The sequence below is a fragment of the Streptomyces sp. NPDC126499 genome (assembly GCF_040302485.1).
Classification (GTDB): domain Bacteria; phylum Actinomycetota; class Actinomycetes; order Streptomycetales; family Streptomycetaceae; genus Streptomyces.
This window is the reverse complement of sequence record NZ_JBEOUO010000004.1, coordinates 1-17,114: the sequence shown is the minus strand read 5'-3', so window position 1 is coordinate 17,114 and position 17,114 is coordinate 1. Positions and strand designations below refer to the sequence as shown.

Below are 17,114 nucleotides of genomic sequence, written 5' to 3'. Positions count from 1 at the left end.
TTCGGTACAGAACCGCAGCAGTGCGGCGTCACTCTCCGCGAGCGTTCGGCAGGTGCGGCAGCCGCGCTGCGGCGACCACGCCCTCCAGATAGCCGCGGGCCCGCTCGGTGCGCGGATAGGCCTCCAGGAGCCGCCAGAAGCCGGGCCCGTGGCCGGGCACGAGCAGGTGGGCGAGCTCGTGGCACAGGACGTAGTCGACGACGTACTCGGGCATGCCCTGGAGCCGGTGGGAGAGTCTGATGCTGCCCTCGGACGGGGTGCAGGAGCCCCAGCGGGTGTTCTGGTTGGTGACCCAGCGCACGGAGGCGGGGCGGGCCCGGCCGCCGAAGTACTGCTCGGACAGGCGCTCCGCCCGCTCGGTCAGCTCCCGGTCGCCGAGGACGCTTCGGCTCTCCTGGGCCGCCAGCTTGTCCAGCATGACGCCGACCCAGCGCTGTTCCTCCGCCTCCGACATCCGGGCCGGGATGAGGACGATCGTCCGGTCGCCCTCGCGGTAGGCGGAGACCGTTCGGCTCCGGCGGGAGCTCCTGCGGACCTCGACCGCGCTCGTCCCCGAGCCGCGGGGCGGTCTGCTTGTCACGCTGCGCTGTGGGTCGGCCGGCACGGCCCCGACGTTACCCGCTGTCAGCGGGGGAAGTCCCGCACCATTCGAATGATTAATCCCTCGCCCTGTGGACAACTTTCCGCGGCGCTCGCGCCGCCCGGGCAATCTGAGCTGCGGAAGGACCGGAAGAAAGATCGTTTACGGGGGTGGGGTCATGCATCCGATGGTGAAACCGGCGCTGCGGCGTGCCTGGCGGAATCTGCAATACGTGCAGTTCGGGGTCACGCCCGCGCACGCGGTGCCTGCTCGACGGGACCCGCGGGATGGAGCTGCTGCGGGCGGAGGCGGCGGCCCTCGGCCTCGCCGAGGGCCGGCTCGAAGCGCTGATCGACCGGCTCGCCGACGCCGGGCTGATCGCCGACGCCTCGGTGCGGCCGCCCGGCGGACCGCCGGGCGGACCGCCGGACCGAGCGGAGGCGGAGCTCGACCCGGTGCGCGCCGACCTGGCCTCGCTCTCTGTCGTCCACCGGGCGCCGGACGGGGCGGCGAGGACCCTGGCCGCGCGCCGCGCCCTGCGGGTCCAGGTGCGCGGCGCGGGGCGGGTGGGCGCGGCGGTCGCGGCGCTCCTCGCAGCGGCGGGCGTCGGGCGGGTGGAGGTCCTGGACTCCGGCACCGTCGCCCCGTGGGAGGTCTCGCCCGCCGGGCTGCCGGCCGAGGCGGTCGGCGAGCGCCGGGCGGCCGCGGCGCGGCGGCTGGTGCGGCGTTCGGCACCGGGCGGACGGCCGCTCGCCGAGGCCCGGGACGCGCCGGGTGACGGCGGTGAGCCGGGGCTCTCACTCGTCGTGGTGACTCCGCGGGACGGCCTGGGCGCCTATGTCCCCGATCCGCTGCCCGCCGAGGCCTGGCTCGCCGCCGGCACGCCCCACCTGTACGCGGGCGTGCTCGAAGCCACCGGTGTGGTGGGCCCGTTGGTGCTGCCGGGCGGGACGGCGTGCGCGGGGTGCATGCAGCGGGAGCGGGTCGACCGGGAGCCGGTCTGGCCGCGCCTTCCGGCACAGTGGCGCTCCGGTGCGGCGCATCCGCTGCCCGCCTGCGACGTGGGGCTCGCGACGGCGGTCGCGGGGCTCGCCGCCGCGCACGCCCTGGCGTTCCTGGACGGGGATCTGCCGTCGAGCGTGGGGGCGCGGTGGGAGGTCTCGCTGCCGCTCCTCGAGTGGCGGACGGAGCCGGTGCGGGCCCACCCGGCGTGTCCGTGCGGGGCGCGCCTCGGACTGGAGGGGGAGCGCGCCTCGGCGGTCCGCAGCGCGCAGGACACAATGGCGGGGTAACGACTCCGCGCGACACGGCAGTCTGGGACCTGGAGGGCGCATGTCTGATCTTCCCCGGAAGGCGGTCACCCGGACCGCCAAACTGGCCGCGTTGCCACTCGGCTTCGCCGGACGGGCCACCTGGGGCCTGGGAAAGCGGATCGGGGGCAAGTCCGCGGAGATCGTCGCGCGGGAGCTCCAGCAGCGCACGGCGGAGCAGTTGTTCCGTGTGCTCGGGGAGTTGAAGGGCGGGGCGATGAAGTTCGGGCAGGCCCTGTCCGTCTTCGAGTCGGCGCTGCCCGAGGAGGTCGCCGGCCCCTACCGGGCGGCGCTCACCAAGCTCCAGGAGGCCGCGCCGCCGATGCCGACGCGGACCGTGCACGCGGTCCTGACCGAGCGGCTGGGCGAGGAATGGCGGGAGCTGTTCGAGGAGTTCGAGGACAAGCCGGCCGCGGCCGCCTCGATCGGGCAGGTGCACCGGGCGGTGTGGCACGACGGCCGTGAGGTCGCGGTGAAGGTGCAGTATCCGGGGGCGGGGGACGCCCTGCTGTCGGACCTGACGCAGCTGAGCCGGTTCGCCCGGCTGCTCGGTCCGCTGATCCCCGGCATGGACATCAAGCCGCTGATCACGGAGCTGCGCGACCGGGTCTCGGAGGAGCTGGACTACGGCCTGGAGGCGGCGGCCCAGCGGGCGCACGCGGAGGAGTTCGCGGACGACCCGGACGTGGTGGTGCCGGCGGTGGTGCACGAGTCCGACCAGGTCCTCGTGACGGAGTGGATGGACGGTGTGCCGCTGTCGGAGGTGATCGCCGACGGCACGCCGGAGCAGCGGGACCGGGCCGGGCAGCTGCTCGCCCGCTTCCTGTTCTCCGGGCCCGCGCGCACCGGCCTGCTGCACGCGGATCCGCACCCGGGCAACTTCCGGCTGCTGCCCGGGCCCGAGGGCGAGGACGGCGGCACGGCTTCCTCCTGGCGCCTCGGGGTGCTGGACTTCGGCACGGTGGACCGGCTGCCGGGCGGCCTTCCGGAGACGATCGGCATCTGTCTGCGCATGACGCTGGCCGGGCGGGCGGAGCGGGTCTACGAGCTGTTGTGCGCGGAGGGCTTCGTGAAGGAGTCCGTCGCGCTCGACCCGGACGAGGTCCTTGAGTACCTGCTGCCGATCATCGAACCGGCCGAGGTGGACGCGTTCGAGTTCACCCGCGGCTGGTTGCGCGCCCAGGCCGCCCGGCTCGCCGATATCCGCTCCCCCGCCCACCAGTTGGGCCGGCAGCTCAATCTGCCGCCCTCGTATCTGCTGATCCACCGTGTGACGTTGAGCACGATCGGGGTGCTGTGCCAGCTGGGGGCGACGGTCCGGCTGCGGGAGGAGCTGGAGGAGTGGCTGCCCGGCTTCGTGGAGGAGTCCCCGGCCTGAGCGGGGCCGGTCACCACCAGGACGAGTCGAGGCGGCCCTCGATGGCCCTGAGGTTGGCGCGGGCGCAGTCCTCGCAGAAGTAGTGACGGGTTCCGTTCTCCACCGAGCAGGTCCAGGTCACGGGCAGTTCCGGGGCGGTCCGGCCGCAGCGGGCGCACACGTAGCGGGGCTCGGGGGTGGAGGCGTCGTTCACCTTGGTGACGATAACCCGCCGAGCCTCCGGCGGGCGGGCAACGCACCGCGGGGGCCGGTCCGTTCGGACCGGCCCCCGGGTCAAGAGGTCTGCCTGGCTCAGTGCATGACGGCCATGGCGAGCGCGCGGCGGGCGCGCATCGACACGCGCTCGGCGCGTCGCTGCATCCGCCGGGCGGCGACCAGGCGCACGGCCTGGCGTTCCGCGTCGGCTTCCCGCATGCGGTCGCGCATATGGGCACGGGCCAGGGCTTCTGGGATGAGTTGCATCTCTCGGGTCCTGTTCTGGCGCGAGCGGTTCGCGCCGCTGATCGAAACGTCTGGGGTAGCGGAGCCGGAGGGCTCGTGGGCGGACGAGGTCATCGGGGCCTGCTTCTGGGGGTCGAGCGTGAGGGGGCGGTCAATGGTTCCGGTGCGCGTGGTCTGGGAGGTGGCCCCCCAGGTGATGGCGGTCATGCGGCGACCGGGTTCTTGCGCGGGCGGCCACGGGGCCGCTTGCGGGCCACGACCACGCCCTGGACGAAGAGCTCTCCACCCCAGACGCCCCAGGGCTCGCGGCGCTCCTTGGCGCCGGCGAGGCAGGCCTCCATGAGCGGGCAGGTCCGGCAGAGCGACTTGGCGTACTCGACGTCGGCCGGGGACTCGGCGAAGAAGACCTCGGGGTCGTACGAGCGGCAGGGGACGGGTACGCCGAGGTTCTCGATGGCGTCGTCGAGCGCGGTGAGCGCGGTGAGGGGGGTCAAGGCGGAGTCCTCCGTGAGGCCGGGCGGGGGGATCGTTTCGGAAGGCGGTACGGACGGGGCGTGCGCTTCGAGTTGCACGGGTTTTCTTCCTCGTCTGGTCGTTCCGGCCTGTTGGCCGGGGTTTCGGCTGGTACCGGGTTCTGCTGGTCCCGAGGCCCCCTCGCTCCGTCAGCCCCGTTCGGGGACAAACAGAAGGGCCGCGGATCCCTGATGGGGTTCCGCGGCCCTGAAGGCGCCGGCCTGATCGTCGATCAGGCTGGATCACTCCAGGGTTCGAGCCCACGGAAGGCCCACATCGTGTGGTGCTGCGTCGTCTGCTGAATGCCGGCACCGGTCGCCGCAAAGCCATAGGCCGGGGCCTGGGCCTTGCCCATTACTCCTGCTTCCAGTGCCTTGGTCGGTCGCTCATTGCGCTCCGGGCGATCCGTCAGGAGAGCGGGCATGCCGAGGACGGGCAGGCCGGCGCCGGACAGACCACTGCCAAGGAGCACGGAGGAAGCGACGACGGAGGCGCCGAGCGAGCAGGCGGAGACGACCGAGCGATCGGTCATTTTGGCGGTGCTGGTCTTGACGTTCTTGACGGTGCTGATCACTTCAATCGCCTCCTCTCGGCGTCTCGGAGGGCTCGGGGTGAGCCGGACCCTCATCTTCATTTGGACAAGTACAGCACGAAGACAGGGCTTCGTAGAAGCCGCTGTTTCCGTGGTTAAGAACCTATGGGGCTTGACGGGGCGGGCGCAAACTATTTTTCCGACGAGTTTTCCTCACACCTCGTCGTCGCTTCCTCCGGGCACCTCACCTGCGCAGATGGCGAGAACGTCGGCGCCGAAGCGGTCCAGCTTGCGGGCGCCCACGCCGGAGATGGCGGCGAGCTCGCCGTCGGAGCCCGGCACGCGCTCGGCGATCGCCATGAGCGTCTTGTCGGTGAACACGCAATAGGCGGGCTGGCCGAGCTCCCGGGCCTGCTCCGAGCGCCACTCGCGCAGCCGCTCGTACAGCCCCTCGTCCATGTCGGAGGGGCAGCCCTCGCAACGCATCAGCTTCATCTCGCCGGCCTCGGTCAGCGTGGCGCCGCAGACGCGGCACTGCACCGGTCCGCGCCGCTTGCGGCGCCCGGAGCCGCTGCCGCGCTCGATGCCTCCGCCGCCGCCCGCCCCGGCCGCGCCGAGGGAGCCCGAGCCGGGCCGCAGCCCCTTGAGGAAGCGGGTGGGGCGGCGGGAGGCCCGGCCGCCGGGGGAACGGGAGAGCGCCCAGGACAGGCCGAGGTGGAACCGGGCCCGCGTCACGCCCACGTACAGCAGGCGGCGCTCCTCCTCGACCTGCTCGTCGGTCTTGGCGTAGGTGATCGGCATCATGCCCTCGGTGAGGCCGACCAGGAAGACGGCGTCCCACTCCAGGCCCTTGGCGGCGTGCAGCGAGGCGAGGGTGACGCCCTGGACGGTGGGGGCGTGCTGGGCGGCGGCCCGCTCGTCGAGCTCGGTCACCAGGTCGGCGAGGGTGGCGCCGGGCTTGGCGCGGGCGAAGTCCTCGGCGAGCCGGACGAGGGCGGCCAGTGACTCCCAGCGGTCCCGGACGGCACCGGAGCCGGCCGGGGGCTCGCTGGTCCAGCCCTTGGTGGAGAGCACGGCCCGGACCTGGGCGGGCAGGTCCTCGGCGTCGTCGAGCAGCGCGTCGTTCCCCCCGGCGCGGGCGGCGCCGCGCAGGGCCACGCCCGCCTCGCGGACCTCCTGGCGCTCGAAGAAGCGCTCGGCGCCGCGCAGCTGGTAGGGCACGCCGGCGTCGGCGAGGGCCTGCTCGTAGACCTCCGACTGGGCGTTGACCCGGTAGAGTACCGCGATCTCGCCGGCCGGGACTCCGGCGGCGATCAGGTCGCGGATGCGGCGGGCGGTGCCCTCGGCCTCGGCGGGCTCGTCCGCGTACTCGGTGTAGACGGGCTCGGGGCCGGGGTCGCGCTGGGAGATCAGCTCCAGGCGGTGCTCGGCGGCCCGGCCGCGGGCCTGGCTGAGCAGCCCGTTGGCCAGGTGGACGACCTGGGGGGTGGAGCGGTAGTCCCGGACCAGCTTGACCACGGTCGCGTTCGGGTGGCGGGTGCGGAAGTTCAGCAGGTGGTCGGGGGTGGCGCCGGTGAAGGAGTAGATGGTCTGGCTGGCGTCGCCGACCACGCACAGGCTGTCGCGGTCCCCCAGCCACAGGTCGAGCAGCCGCTGCTGGAGCGGGGAGACGTCCTGGTACTCGTCGACCACGAAGTGCTGGTACTGCCGGCGGATCTGGTCGGCGATGTCGTGGCGGTCCTGGAGGATGCCGACGGTGAGCAGCAGCACGTCCTCGAAGTCGATCACGTCGCGGTCGCGCTTGAGCTGCTCGTACATCGCGTAGATCTGACCGATCTCGGCGGGATCGCGAGGGGCGTCGCGGACGGACTTGGCGACGGCGGCCGGATAGTCGGCGGGGACGGTCTGGGTGACCTTGGCCCACTCGATCTCGCTGGTGACGTCGCGCAGCTCGTTCCGGTCCAGGCGGACGCGGCAGCGGGCGGCGGCCTCGGCGACCAGCTGGACCTTCCGCTCCAGGAGCCGGGGCAGCTCGCCACCGACTGCTTTCGGCCAGAAGTACTGGAGCTGGCGGAGGGCGGCGGAGTGGAACGTGCGCGCCTGGACCCCGCCCGCGCCGAGCTGCCGCAGCCGGCCGCGCATCTCGCCGGCGGCCCGGTTGGTGAACGTGACGGCCAGCACACTGCCGGGCGCGAGTATGCCCGCCCGCACCCCGTAGGCGATGCGGTGGGTGATGGCCCGCGTCTTGCCCGTGCCGGCTCCGGCGAGGACGCACACCGGGCCGTGCAGGGCCAGGGCGACCTCGCGCTGCTCGGGGTCGAGCCCGTCGAGCACCGCGTCGGCCGACTCGGGGACCTGCGGGAAGAGAGGGGAGTGCGTTGCTGCTGTCACCCCGCCATGCTGCCAGGTTCCGCGGGGTCGGTGCGGCGGGTTGTCCACAGGCACGTGGCGCCGGTCATACGAACGCGGTTCCGGGAATGGCCGGCCGGGGGCGTACGTTCTTCTCCTCGGCATCACCCGCGAACATGAGGAGCGCCTGGCCATGCAGGGCACTGTGACGATGTACAGCACGACGTGGTGCGGCTATTGCCGCCGGCTGAAGAGCCAGCTGGACCGTGAGGGCATCGCGTACACCGAGATCAACATCGAGCAGGACCCGGAGTCGGCGAAGTTCGTCGAGCAGGCCAACGGCGGCAACCAGACCGTCCCGACCGTCCGCGTCGTCCCGACGGCCGGCGGCGGCGAGGTCGTCATGACCAACCCGAGCCTGGCCCAGGTCAAGCAGGCCCTCGCCGCCTGATCCGCTTCTTCGCGGACGCCCTTCGCGACACGCTCACAGACCCCGGTCGGCCCACGGCCCGGCCGGGGTCTCCGCGTCCCCGCGTTTCTGCGTTGCGGCGTTCCGGCGGGCGTCCGCGCGGCCTCGCGCCGGTCACGCCGCTCGCGCGCCGCTCGCCCCCCGGTGGCCGAAAACAGACCGTCCCGGCGCCGGGCACCGGGACGGTCTCGCGTTCCGCTTACGGGTCGGGCGCCCGTCCGGGAGCCGGCTCAGGCCAGCTCGCCCGGCTTCGGCAGCGGCTTGCCGTACCAGAGCTCGATCAGACGGGAGGCGATCGAGATGCCGTACGGCGGCAGGACCTCGCCCGACTCGAAGCCCGCGGCCAGGTCCTCGCGGGAGAACCAGCGGGCCTCGTGGATCTCCTCGCCGTCCACGGTGATCTCCGAGGAGGTCGCGCGGGCGAAGAAGCCCAGCATGAGGCTGGACGGGAACGGCCACGGCTGGCTGGCCACGTACTCCACCTCGCCGACCGTGACGCCCGCCTCCTCGAAGACCTCGCGCACCACCGACTGCTCGATGGACTCGCCCGGCTCGACGAAGCCCGCGAGGGTGGAGAAGCGGCCCTCGGGCCAGTGCACCTGGCGGCCGAGCAGCGCCCGATCCTGGTCGTCGGTGACCAGCATGATCACGGCGGGGTCGGTGCGCGGGTAGTGCTCGGCGCCGCAGGCCTGGCAGCGGCGGACGTGTCCGGCGGCCGCGACCACCGTGCGCTCGCCGCAGCGGGAGCAGAAGCGGTGCAGCCGCTGCCAGTTCTCCAGCGCGACGGCGTGCACCATCAGCCCGGCGTCGCGCGGCGACAGCAGCAGGCCCGCCTCGCGCAGCCCGGCCGGCCGCGCCGACTGGTCCATGCGCCCCGGCAGGCTGTCCTTCTGGAGCGCGAAGTAGGACACGCCCTCGGCGTCCGTGCCCAGGAAGTAGCGGTGGGTCTCGGTGACCGGGGCCTCGAAGGCCGGCGTCATGACCAGCTCGGTCCGGCCGTCCGGGGTGTCGTCGATCAGCACCTGGCCGCCCGACACCACGAAGACCCGGGTGTTCGGGTGGCTCCAGGCGGCCGCGAGCCATGCCTCGTCGAGGCGGTGGTGGGCGGCGCGGTCGATCCCGCTCGGGGCGGTGAGCGAGATCGGGCGGTCCGCGGACGCGTTGTTCAGGGTGCTCACAGGTGCTTCCAACTCCCCCGGATCGGTGTGTGGGACAGGGCCTTTCGCCGGTTCATGGCCGGACAGCAGGCCCTTGGCGCTCGGCGTCGTGGAGGGCGGTCGGCAGGTCGCCCCACAGGTGAGCGGTCGTCTCGACGCCCTTCATGAGCAGAGCGAGCTCGATCTTCTCGTTCGGGGCGTGCCAGCCGTCGGACGGGACCGAGATGCCCAGGAAGAGCACCGGCGCGCCCAGGACGTCCTGGAGGTCGGCGGCCGGCCCCGAGCCGCCCTCGCGGGTGTAGCGGACCTTGGCGCCGTCGAAGGCGCGGCTCATCGCGCCGGCCACCGCCTTCAGGGCCGGGTGGTCGAGCGGGGTGAGGCACGGCCGGGTCGGGGCGCCGAACACGATCTCGTACCGGATGCCCGCCGGGACCAGCCCGGCCAGCCAGTCACCGACGGCGCGCTCGATCCGGTCCGGGTCCTGGCCGGCGACGAGCCGGAAGGAGAGCTTCAGGTGGGCGGAGGCGGGGACGATGGTCTTGCCGCCGGGGCCCTGGTAGCCGCCGCCGATGCCGTTGACCTCGGCCGTCGGGCGGGCCCAGACCCGCTCCAGGGTGGAGAAGCCGCTCTCGCCCAGGGTGCCGTGGGAGCGGGCGGTGGCCAGCCAGGCGTCCTCGTCGAAGGGCAGCTCGGCGATGAGTGCCCGCTCCGTCGCGGACAGCTCGGTGACGCCCTCGTAGAAGCCGGGTATCGCGACCCGCTCGTCGGCGTCGTGGAGGGCGGCGACGATCCGGCCGGCGATGGTGGCCGGGTTCGGCACGGCGCCGCCGAAGGAACCGGAGTGGATGTCCTGGTCCGGCCCGAACAGGTCGATCTCGCAGTCGGCGACCCCGCGCATGCCGGTGCACACGGTCGGGGTGGTCTCGGACCACATGCCGGTGTCGGAGACGATCACCACATCGGCGGCGAGCCGGGCGGCCTGCTGCTCCACCAGGGCGCGGAAGTGCGTCGAGCCCGACTCCTCCTCGCCCTCGACCAGCAGCTTCAGGTTCACGGCGGGCGCGGTGCGGCCCGTGGCGGCGAGGTGAGCGCGGACCCCGAGGGTGTGGAAGAACACCTGGCCCTTGTCGTCGGCCGCGCCCCGGGCGTACATCCGGCCGTCGACGACCACCGGCTCGAACGGGTCGGTGTGCCAGCCGTCCTCGCGGGCGGCGGGCTGCACGTCGTGGTGACCGTAGACGAGCACGGTGGGCGCGTCCGGCTCGCCGGACGGCCACTCCGCGAACACGGCCGGCGCCCCGTCGGTCTCCCACACCTCGGCGGTCGGGAAACCGGTCTCCTTCAGGGCGCCGACGAGCCACTCGGCGCTGCGCCGCACGTCCCCGGCCCGCTCCGGCTGCCCCGAGACGGACGGGATCCGCAGCCACGCGGCGAGGTCGTCGAGGAAGGCGGACCGGTGCCGCTCGATGTACGCGCGGATGGTCGCGGTGCTGGTCTCGATGCCGGTGCCGGCCTCGGTGCCTGCGGGGTGGACGGCGCTGTCCGGGGTCTCGCTCATGCCACCGAGCCTATCCGGCACCGGAACCCGCTCCGTCGTCGGCCGGTGCCCCGAGCAGCAGGGCTTCCAGCTCGGCCCGGCCGGGCAGCCGCGACGGCCGTACGACCTCCCCCGTCCGCACGTAGACGAAGGCCGCGGCGACCTCCTCCGGGTCGAGTCCGTGCTGCTCGGCCCAGGCGAGGCGGTAGATCGCCAGCTGGAGCGGATCGGCGTTGCGCAGGTGGCTGGTCTTCCAGTCGACGATCTCGTACGCGCCGGTGTCCGGGTCCCGGTAGACGGCGTCGATCCGGCCCCGTACCACCCGGCCCGCGAGGGAGAGGTGGACGGGGACCTCGACGCGGTACGGGGTGCGGCGGGCGTACGGCGTGCGGTCGAAGGCCTCCTTGAGGGCGTCCAGGTCCCGCTCGTCGACGATCTCCGGCTCGCCCGCGAACTCCTCGCCGCCGGGCAGCTCGTCGGGGCCGAGCATGGGAAGCGGCAGCTCCTCGAACCGGGACTCCACCCACGCGTGGAAGCGGGTGCCGCGCCGGGCGGCCGGCTGCGGCGGCTTCGGCATCGGCCGGGCCAGCTCCTTGGCGAAACCGTCGGGGTCGGCGGCCAACCGCAGCACCTGGGAGGCCGACAGGTAGGCGGGCAGGACGACGTCGCGGGTGGTGGCGCGGGAGCGGTGGAGCTCGGCGGTGAGGGCGGTGAGGTCGCGGTCCCAGGAGGCGATGGTGCGGGCGTCCTCGGGCGTGAGGGACGGGACCTCCGCGCGGGGTGCGGGGACATGGGGCCCGGCGTGGGACCGGGCCTGCGGCTGCGCGTGCGGCTCGTGGTGCGGCTCCCTCTGGGGCCGCGCGTGCGGCTCGCCGTGGGGCTCGTCCCGCTCCGGATCCAGGTCCAGGTCCGGGTCCAGGTCCGGGTCCGGCTCGAACGGAGGCTCCTCCAGCTCCTCCGGAAGGTCCTCCAGGTCCTCCGGGAGCCAGAGGTCGTCGGGGTCGGGGCCCTGGTGACCGCGTACCGGGGCGCCCCCGTCGCCCTGTGGGGCCAGTGTCCACAGGCGGGTCAGCACCGCGTCCGCCGCCTCCCGCCGCCGCGCCAGGGACTCCTTGTCCAGCGGCAGCGGCCACGCCTGGTCCGCGAGCTCGGCCGCCAGCAGCGGGTTCTGCTCGCCCTCCTCCGGAGGGTCGGCCCAGGCCTCGATCTCGCCGTGGCCCGCCGCGCAGTGCTCGTACAGGGCCGTCAGGAAGTCGGAGGGACCGCGCGGCTTCTTCTGGGACGGGCCCCACCAGTGGGCGGAACCGAGCAGCAGGGAACGGGGACGGGTGAAGGTCACATAGCCGAGGCGGAGCTCCTCGGTGTGCTGGTGCTCGCGCAGGTCCTCCTTGAAGGACTTCATGGCCGCCGGGGTCCACTCCTCCAGGGCGGGCAGGGTCGCCGCGTCGCCGCGCAGGGCGTGCGGGAGGACCTGCGGCTGGGCGGCCCAGGACTCGCGGGCGCGGGTGGAGGGGAACTGGCCGGTGACCAGACCCGGCACCGCCACCACGTCCCACTCCAGGCCCTTGGACTTGTGGGCGGTCATCACCTTGACCGTGTTCTCGCCGCCCGGCAGCGCGTTGTCCAGGCCCTTCTCGTACTGCGCGGAGGTGCGCAGGAAGCCGAGGAAGGCGAGCAGGGTGGCCTCGCCGTCGAGGGAGGCGAAGCCGGCGGCGATGTCCAGGAAGTTGCCGAGGGTCTCGCGGCGGCGGGCGGCCAGGGCGTGCGGGGAGGCGGAGAGCTCGACCTCCAGGCCGGTGGTGGCGAGCACCCGGTGCAGCACGTCCATCAGCGGGTCGGCGAGCGAGGTGCGCAGCGAGCGCAGCTCGGCGGCGAGGCGGGCGAAGCGGACCCGCGCCTCCGGAGAGAACGGAAGCCCGTCGTCCTCGCCGCCGCCGGAGTCGAGGAAGGTGTCGAGCGCGTCGGCGAGGGAGATCACCTCGGCGGGGTCGACGCCCTCGACGGCGGCGGCGAGCCGCTGGTCGGCGTCGGCGGCCTCCTCGCCGGGCCGGTGCACGAGGAGCCGGGCGCGGCGGCCGAGGAGGGCCAGGTCGCGGGGGCCGATCCGCCAGCGCGGGCCGGTGAGGAGCCGTACGAGGGAGGCGTTGGCGCCCGGGTCCTGGAGGACTTCGCAGACCGCGACCAGGTCGGCGATCTCGGGCAGGTGGAGCAGGCCGGAGAGGCCGACGACCTCGACCGGGACGTCGCGGGCGACGAGGGCGGCCTGGATGGCGGGGAAGTCGCCGGCCGTGCGGCACAGCACGGCGATCTCGCCGGGCGGGGTGCCGGTGCGGACGAGGTGGGCGAGGGAGTCGGCGAGCCAGTCGATCTCCTCGGTGTGGGTGGGGAGGAGGGCGATCCGCACGCTGCCGTCGCGCTCGGCGCCGGGCGCGGGCCGCAGCGCCTCCACGCCCGCGTGCATGGCGCGCAGGGGCGCGGCGAGGCCGTTGGCGAGGTCGAGGAGGCGGCCGCCGCTGCGCCGGTTCTCGGAGAGGGCGTGGCGGGTGGCGGGCCGGCCGTCGGCGTGCGGGAAGTGCTCGGGGAAGTCGTCCAGGTTGGCGACGGAGGCGCCGCGCCAGCCGTAGATGGCCTGGCAGGGGTCGCCGACGGCGGTCACGGCGTGCCCGGTGCCCTGCCCGAAGAGGCCGGCGAGCAGCAGCCGCTGGGCGACGGAGGTGTCCTGGTACTCGTCGAGGAGGACGACCCGGAACTCGTCGCGGAGGATCGCGCCGACCTCGGGCCGGGTGGTGGCGAGCTCGGCGGACAGCGCGATCTGGTCGCCGAAGTCGAGGAGGTCGCGGGAGCGTTTGGCGGCGCGATAGCGCACGACGAGGTCGAGGAGTTCACGGCGTGCGGCGGCGGCCTCGGGCAGTTTGCGCAGGTCGGCGTTGGTGAGCTTGGCACCGGCGAGCTCGGCGAGGAGCTGGGAGTCGTGGGCGAGGAGGCGCTCGGGCCGTACGAGGTGTTCGCTGAGCTCGGCGTCGAGGGCGAGGAGGTCGCCGACGAGGGTGGGGAAGGAGCGGGTGAGCGCGGGATACGGGCCGGGGGCCTCGCGCAGGACGCGGGCGGCGAGCTGGTAGCGGGTGGCGTCGGCGAGGAGCCGGGAGGTGGGCTCCAGGCCGATGCGCAGGCCGTGGTCGGTGAGGAGCTGTCCGGCGAAGGCGTGGTAGGTGGAGATGCGGGGTTCGCCCGGCGGGTTGTCGGGGTCGAGGGCCTCGGGGTCCGTCACGCCGGCGCGGACGAGGGCGGTGCGGACGCGCTCGGCGAGCTCGCCGGCCGCCTTGTTGGTGAAGGTCAGGCCGAGGACCTGCTCGGGGGCGACCTGGCCCGTGCCGACCAGCCAGACCACCCGGGCGGCCATCACCGTCGTCTTGCCGGAGCCGGCTCCGGCCACGATGACCTGCGGGGCGGGCGGCGCGATGATGCAGGCCGTCTGCTCCGGGGTGAACGGGATGCCGAGCAGCTCCTTGAGCTGCTCGGGGTCGGTGATGCGTGCGGTCACTCCAAAGAGGCTAACGGGACCCACCGACAATCCCGACCGCTCAGGCGCTGGTGCTCGGGCGGGTGCTCAGGCCGGGGTGCCGCGATCCAGCTTGGAGAGGTCGACGGTCTCGTCGGCGGGCGGGACGACGACCTTCACGGGCTTGTCGTACTCGGAGAGCGTCACCGAGCCGGGTTCGTCGCCGCCCGTCTTCACGACCTTGAGGATGTACGGCTTGCCCTCTTCGGACACGGAGACGGTGGTGGTCTCGGGGGTGTCCCGACCGGTGTCGGGGCCGGTGTCGGTGTCGGTGTCGGTCCGGGTGTCGGCCTTCTTCTTGACCAGGGTGGCGACGGAGGTGCCGTCGACCTCGGCGTCGGGTCCGCGGGTCAGGCCGGTGCGCCGCTCCTTGTCCTTGCCGAGGTCGTCCAGGAGCGCCTTCAGGTCGCAGACGTCGCTCAGGTCCTCGGTGCCGGGCTGTCCCTGGGGGATTTTCAGCCAGCGGCCCTTGAGCAGTTCGATCGTGGCGTCGATCTGCGACGGGGGCATCCGCTGGGCGGACATCGAGGCCCGCCAGAACGCCTCGTCGCCCTTCATGTACGTCACCCTGCCGGTCTGGCGGAGTTCGGCGGCGCCGCCCTTGAGCTTGATGGCGCCGGTGCACTCGTTCTTGTCGTTGAGGGAGAAGTCGACGTCCAGCGGCTGGTCGTCGGAGACGACCCGGCCGGCCATCCGCAGCGAGGTCGCGGACTGGGTGGCGGTGACGGCCCTGTCGGCGATCTGGTCGGCGCTGAGGCCCTTGAAGGGGTCGGGCGAGGGGCTGGGGGCCTGCCGCACGGCGGCCGGCGGGGACTGGGCCACGGCGACCGGGGCGGCACCCAGGACGAGGGCGGTGGTGACGGCGGTGGTCGTGGCGGTGGCGATGGTCCTGGCGCGGAGCCTGCTGGTGTGGGTCGTCATGCGAGCCTCCTCGCGACTTTCCCGAGACACCCGGTCCTTACAGGGTGCCGGAGTGGACCCGTCGCCGCGACTTCGCGGCGGGGGCCCGCGGGCGGTGTCACTCCACGATGTGGCGGCCCTCCGGGCGGGCGCTGCACGAGGCGCGGAAGGCGCAGGTGGTGCAGTGCTGGCCCGTGGTCGGGGTGAAGCGCTCGTCGAGGACGCGGCCGGCGGCGGTGGCGAGGAGATCGCCGACCCACTCGCCGTCCAACGGCTCCTGGGCCTGCACCTTCGGGAGCGCGTCGCCGCCCTCCTTCTTCGGGGCGGCCTGGCGGAGGTGGACGAGTTCGGCCCCGCCCGGCTGCGGGGTGCGGCCGCCGAAGACCTCGTCGACGGCGCCCTCGCGGACGGCGAGCTGGTAGACGGCGAGCTGCGGGTGGTGGGCGACCTCGTCCTTGGTCGGCGCGGACTTGCCGGTCTTGAAGTCGACGACGTAGGCGCGGCCCTGTTCGTCGGTCTCGACGCGGTCCATGGAGCCGCGGATGCGGACCTCGTACTCGCCGGCCCCGAGGGTGACGTCGAAGTCGTGCTCGGTGGCGGCGGGGGTGCGGCCGCCGCGGTCCATGACGTGCCAGTGCAGGAAGCGCTCCAGGGCGATCCGGGCGTTCTCCTTCTCCTGGGCGGACTTCCAGGGCGCGTCGAAGGCGAGGGCGTCCCATACGGAGTCGAGGCGGGCCATGAGGACGTCGAGGTCGGCGGGCGTACGGCCGGAGGCGACCTCGTCGGCGAGGACGTGCACGACGTTGCCGAAGCCCTGGGCGGCGGTGGCGGGGGCGTCGGCCTTGACCTCGCGGCCCAGGAACCACTGGAGGGCGCAGGTGCGGGCGAGCTGGTCGAGTGCGGAGCCGGACAGGGCGACCGGGCGGTCGCGGTCGCGCAGCGGCACGGCGCTGCGGGTCGGCTCGGCGAGGCCCCACCAGCGGTCGGGGTGGGCGGCCGGGACGAGCGGGTTGCCGTCCTCGTCGGCGAGGGCGGCGAGGCGGGCGAGGCGTTCGGCGGCGGCGGCGCGCAGCGCCGGCGAGGCGCCGGGGTCGACGGTGGTGGCGCGCAGTTCGGCGACGAGCGCGGAGACGGCGAGGGGGCGGCGGGGGCGGCCGGTGATCTCCTTCGGCTCGGTGCCGAGCTCGGTGAGGAAACGGGAGGGCTGGTCGCCGTCCTCGGCGGGGGCCTTGACGGCGGTGACGACGAGCCGGTCGCGGGCGCGGGTGGCGGCGACGTAGAAGAGGCGGCGCTCTTCGGCGAGGAGGGCGCCGGGCGTGAGGGGTTCGGCGAGGCCGTCGCGGCCGATGCGGTCGGCCTCCAGGAGGGAGCCGCGGCGGCGCAGGTCGGGCCAGAGGCCCTCCTGGACGCCGGCGACGACGACGAGGCTCCATTCGAGGCCCTTGGAACGGTGGGCGGTCATGAGGCGGACGGCGTCGGGGCGGAGGTGGCGGCGGGTGAGGGTGTCGGCGGCGATGTCCTGGGCGTCGAGCTCTTCGAGGAAGTTGAGCGCGCCACGGCCGCCGACCCGGTCCTCGGCGCGGGCGGCGGTCTCGAACAGGGCGCAGACGGCGTCGAGGTCGCGGTCGGCGTTGCGGCCGGCGGGGCCGCCGCGGAGGGAGGCGCGTTCGAGCCGGGTGGGCCAGGGCGTGCCGTTCCAGAGCAGCCAGAGGGCCTCCTCGGCGGTGCCGCCCGCGGCCAGCCTGTTCCGCGCGGTACGCAGCAGCTCCCCGAGCCGCTTCGCCCCGCGCGCGTACGTCTGGTCGTGCGCGACCAGCCGCTCGGGCTCGGCGAGCGCCCGCGCGAGCAACACGTCCGACGGCGCCGGCACCGCGTTCCCCCCGGCCCGCTCCTCGTCCCTGAGCGCCCGCCCGAGCCGCCGCAGATCAGCGGGATCCATCCCGGCGAGCGGCGACGCGAGCAGAGCGACGGCGGTCTCGGTGTCGAGCCAGACGCCGGTGTCGGTGTGCGACTGGTCACCGTCGGCGCCGGGGGACGAGTCGCCGTCACCGCCGCCTGCGGCACCGGCCGGGCCCGCCGCCTCGGCACCGGGGGCGGAGGCGGGGGCGTCGGATGCGGGGACCTCGGCGGACGGACGGTCGTCACCGCCGACTACGGCACCGGCCAAGCCCACCGCCTCGGCACTGGGGGCCAGGGTCCCTACGGAGGCAGAGGCGTCGGACGCGGGGGCCTCGGCGGACGGACTGCCGCCACCGCCGCCTGCGGCAACGGCCGGACCCGCCGCCTCGGCGCCAGGCACAGAGCCGGGCACGCCGGCCCCGGGGGCGTCGGCGGACGAGCGGTCGTCACCGCCCGCGGCGCCCGGCGCCGCGGGCGCGCCGGTGGCCGC

13 protein-coding genes and 1 pseudogene are annotated in these 17,114 nt (G+C 74.1%); 3 read left to right on the top strand and 11 right to left on the bottom strand.

Annotated features, from left to right (window positions below; genetic code table 11):
• Positions 1-28 precede the first annotated feature (28 nt).
• Entirely contained in the window at positions 29-604 is a 576-nt protein-coding gene (locus tag ABTZ91_RS06805; RefSeq protein WP_352076069.1) for a M48 family metallopeptidase, read from the bottom strand.
• A 154-nt stretch (positions 605-758) separates the two neighbouring features.
• Here ABTZ91_RS06805 and ABTZ91_RS06800 point away from each other — a divergent pair.
• A pseudogene (locus ABTZ91_RS06800) lies at positions 759-1,872 on the top strand (ThiF family adenylyltransferase).
• A 40-nt stretch (positions 1,873-1,912) separates the two neighbouring features.
• On the top strand, positions 1,913-3,268 hold the full coding sequence (locus ABTZ91_RS06795) for an AarF/ABC1/UbiB kinase family protein (RefSeq protein WP_352076068.1): 1,356 nt from the start codon (positions 1,913-1,915) through the stop codon (positions 3,266-3,268).
• 10 nt (positions 3,269-3,278) lie between these two features.
• Here ABTZ91_RS06795 and ABTZ91_RS06790 read toward each other — a convergent pair whose 3' ends face one another.
• From ABTZ91_RS06790 to ABTZ91_RS06770, 5 genes are all read right to left on the bottom strand, one after another.
• Positions 3,279-3,461, bottom strand: coding sequence for a hypothetical protein (locus ABTZ91_RS06790; RefSeq protein ID WP_352076067.1), 183 nt, complete (start codon positions 3,459-3,461; stop codon positions 3,279-3,281).
• A 98-nt stretch (positions 3,462-3,559) separates the two neighbouring features.
• A complete protein-coding gene (locus ABTZ91_RS06785; protein ID WP_352076066.1) occupies positions 3,560-3,916 on the bottom strand; it encodes a hypothetical protein in 357 nt (118 codons plus the stop codon).
• Positions 3,913-4,281, bottom strand: a complete 369-nt coding sequence (locus ABTZ91_RS06780) for a WhiB family transcriptional regulator (RefSeq protein WP_352076065.1) — start codon at positions 4,279-4,281, stop codon at positions 3,913-3,915. The genes ABTZ91_RS06785 and ABTZ91_RS06780 overlap by 4 nt, the downstream gene beginning before the upstream one ends.
• Before the next feature lie 173 nt (positions 4,282-4,454).
• Entirely contained in the window at positions 4,455-4,796 is a 342-nt protein-coding gene (locus ABTZ91_RS06775; RefSeq protein ID WP_407077909.1) for a hypothetical protein, read from the bottom strand.
• A gap of 171 nt (positions 4,797-4,967) precedes the next feature.
• A complete protein-coding gene (locus ABTZ91_RS06770) occupies positions 4,968-7,145 on the bottom strand; it encodes an ATP-dependent DNA helicase UvrD2 (protein WP_352076064.1) in 2,178 nt (725 codons plus the stop codon).
• A gap of 151 nt (positions 7,146-7,296) precedes the next feature.
• Between ABTZ91_RS06770 and ABTZ91_RS06765 the strand changes: the two genes are divergently transcribed.
• Positions 7,297-7,554 (top strand): mycoredoxin, encoded by a 258-nt coding sequence (locus tag ABTZ91_RS06765; RefSeq protein ID WP_345485772.1) that lies wholly within the window; start codon positions 7,297-7,299, stop codon positions 7,552-7,554.
• Positions 7,555-7,802: 248 nt separating this feature from the next.
• Here ABTZ91_RS06765 and nudC read toward each other — a convergent pair whose 3' ends face one another.
• The 5 genes from nudC to ABTZ91_RS06740 all read right to left on the bottom strand — a co-directional run.
• Positions 7,803-8,750, bottom strand: a complete 948-nt coding sequence (gene nudC / locus ABTZ91_RS06760; protein ID WP_352076063.1) for an NAD(+) diphosphatase — start codon at positions 8,748-8,750, stop codon at positions 7,803-7,805.
• A 52-nt stretch (positions 8,751-8,802) separates the two neighbouring features.
• Positions 8,803-10,287 (bottom strand): dipeptidase, encoded by a 1,485-nt coding sequence (locus ABTZ91_RS06755; RefSeq protein ID WP_352076062.1) that lies wholly within the window; start codon positions 10,285-10,287, stop codon positions 8,803-8,805.
• 10 nt (positions 10,288-10,297) lie between these two features.
• Entirely contained in the window at positions 10,298-13,807 is a 3,510-nt protein-coding gene (locus ABTZ91_RS06750; RefSeq protein ID WP_352076061.1) for an ATP-dependent DNA helicase, read from the bottom strand.
• A 66-nt stretch (positions 13,808-13,873) separates the two neighbouring features.
• Positions 13,874-14,746, bottom strand: a complete 873-nt coding sequence (locus tag ABTZ91_RS06745; protein ID WP_352076060.1) for a hypothetical protein — start codon at positions 14,744-14,746, stop codon at positions 13,874-13,876.
• Positions 14,747-14,843: 97 nt separating this feature from the next.
• The coding region (locus tag ABTZ91_RS06740; protein WP_352076059.1) for a PD-(D/E)XK nuclease family protein at positions 14,844-17,114 on the bottom strand (2,271 nt) is incomplete at its 5' end.

Excerpts from the sequence above, each read along its gene's own strand:
- ABTZ91_RS06795 (WP_352076068.1), top strand. The coding sequence starts at position 1,913 with ATGTCTGATCTTCCCCGGAAGGCGGTCACCCGGACCGCCAAACTGGCC.
- ABTZ91_RS06785 (WP_352076066.1), bottom strand. The coding sequence starts at position 3,916 with ATGACCGCCATCACCTGGGGGGCCACCTCCCAGACCACGCGCACCGGA.
- ABTZ91_RS06765 (WP_345485772.1), top strand. The coding sequence starts at position 7,297 with ATGCAGGGCACTGTGACGATGTACAGCACGACGTGGTGCGGCTATTGC.
- ABTZ91_RS06755 (WP_352076062.1), bottom strand. The coding sequence starts at position 10,287 with ATGAGCGAGACCCCGGACAGCGCCGTCCACCCCGCAGGCACCGAGGCC.
- ABTZ91_RS06745 (WP_352076060.1), bottom strand. The coding sequence starts at position 14,746 with ATGACGACCCACACCAGCAGGCTCCGCGCCAGGACCATCGCCACCGCC.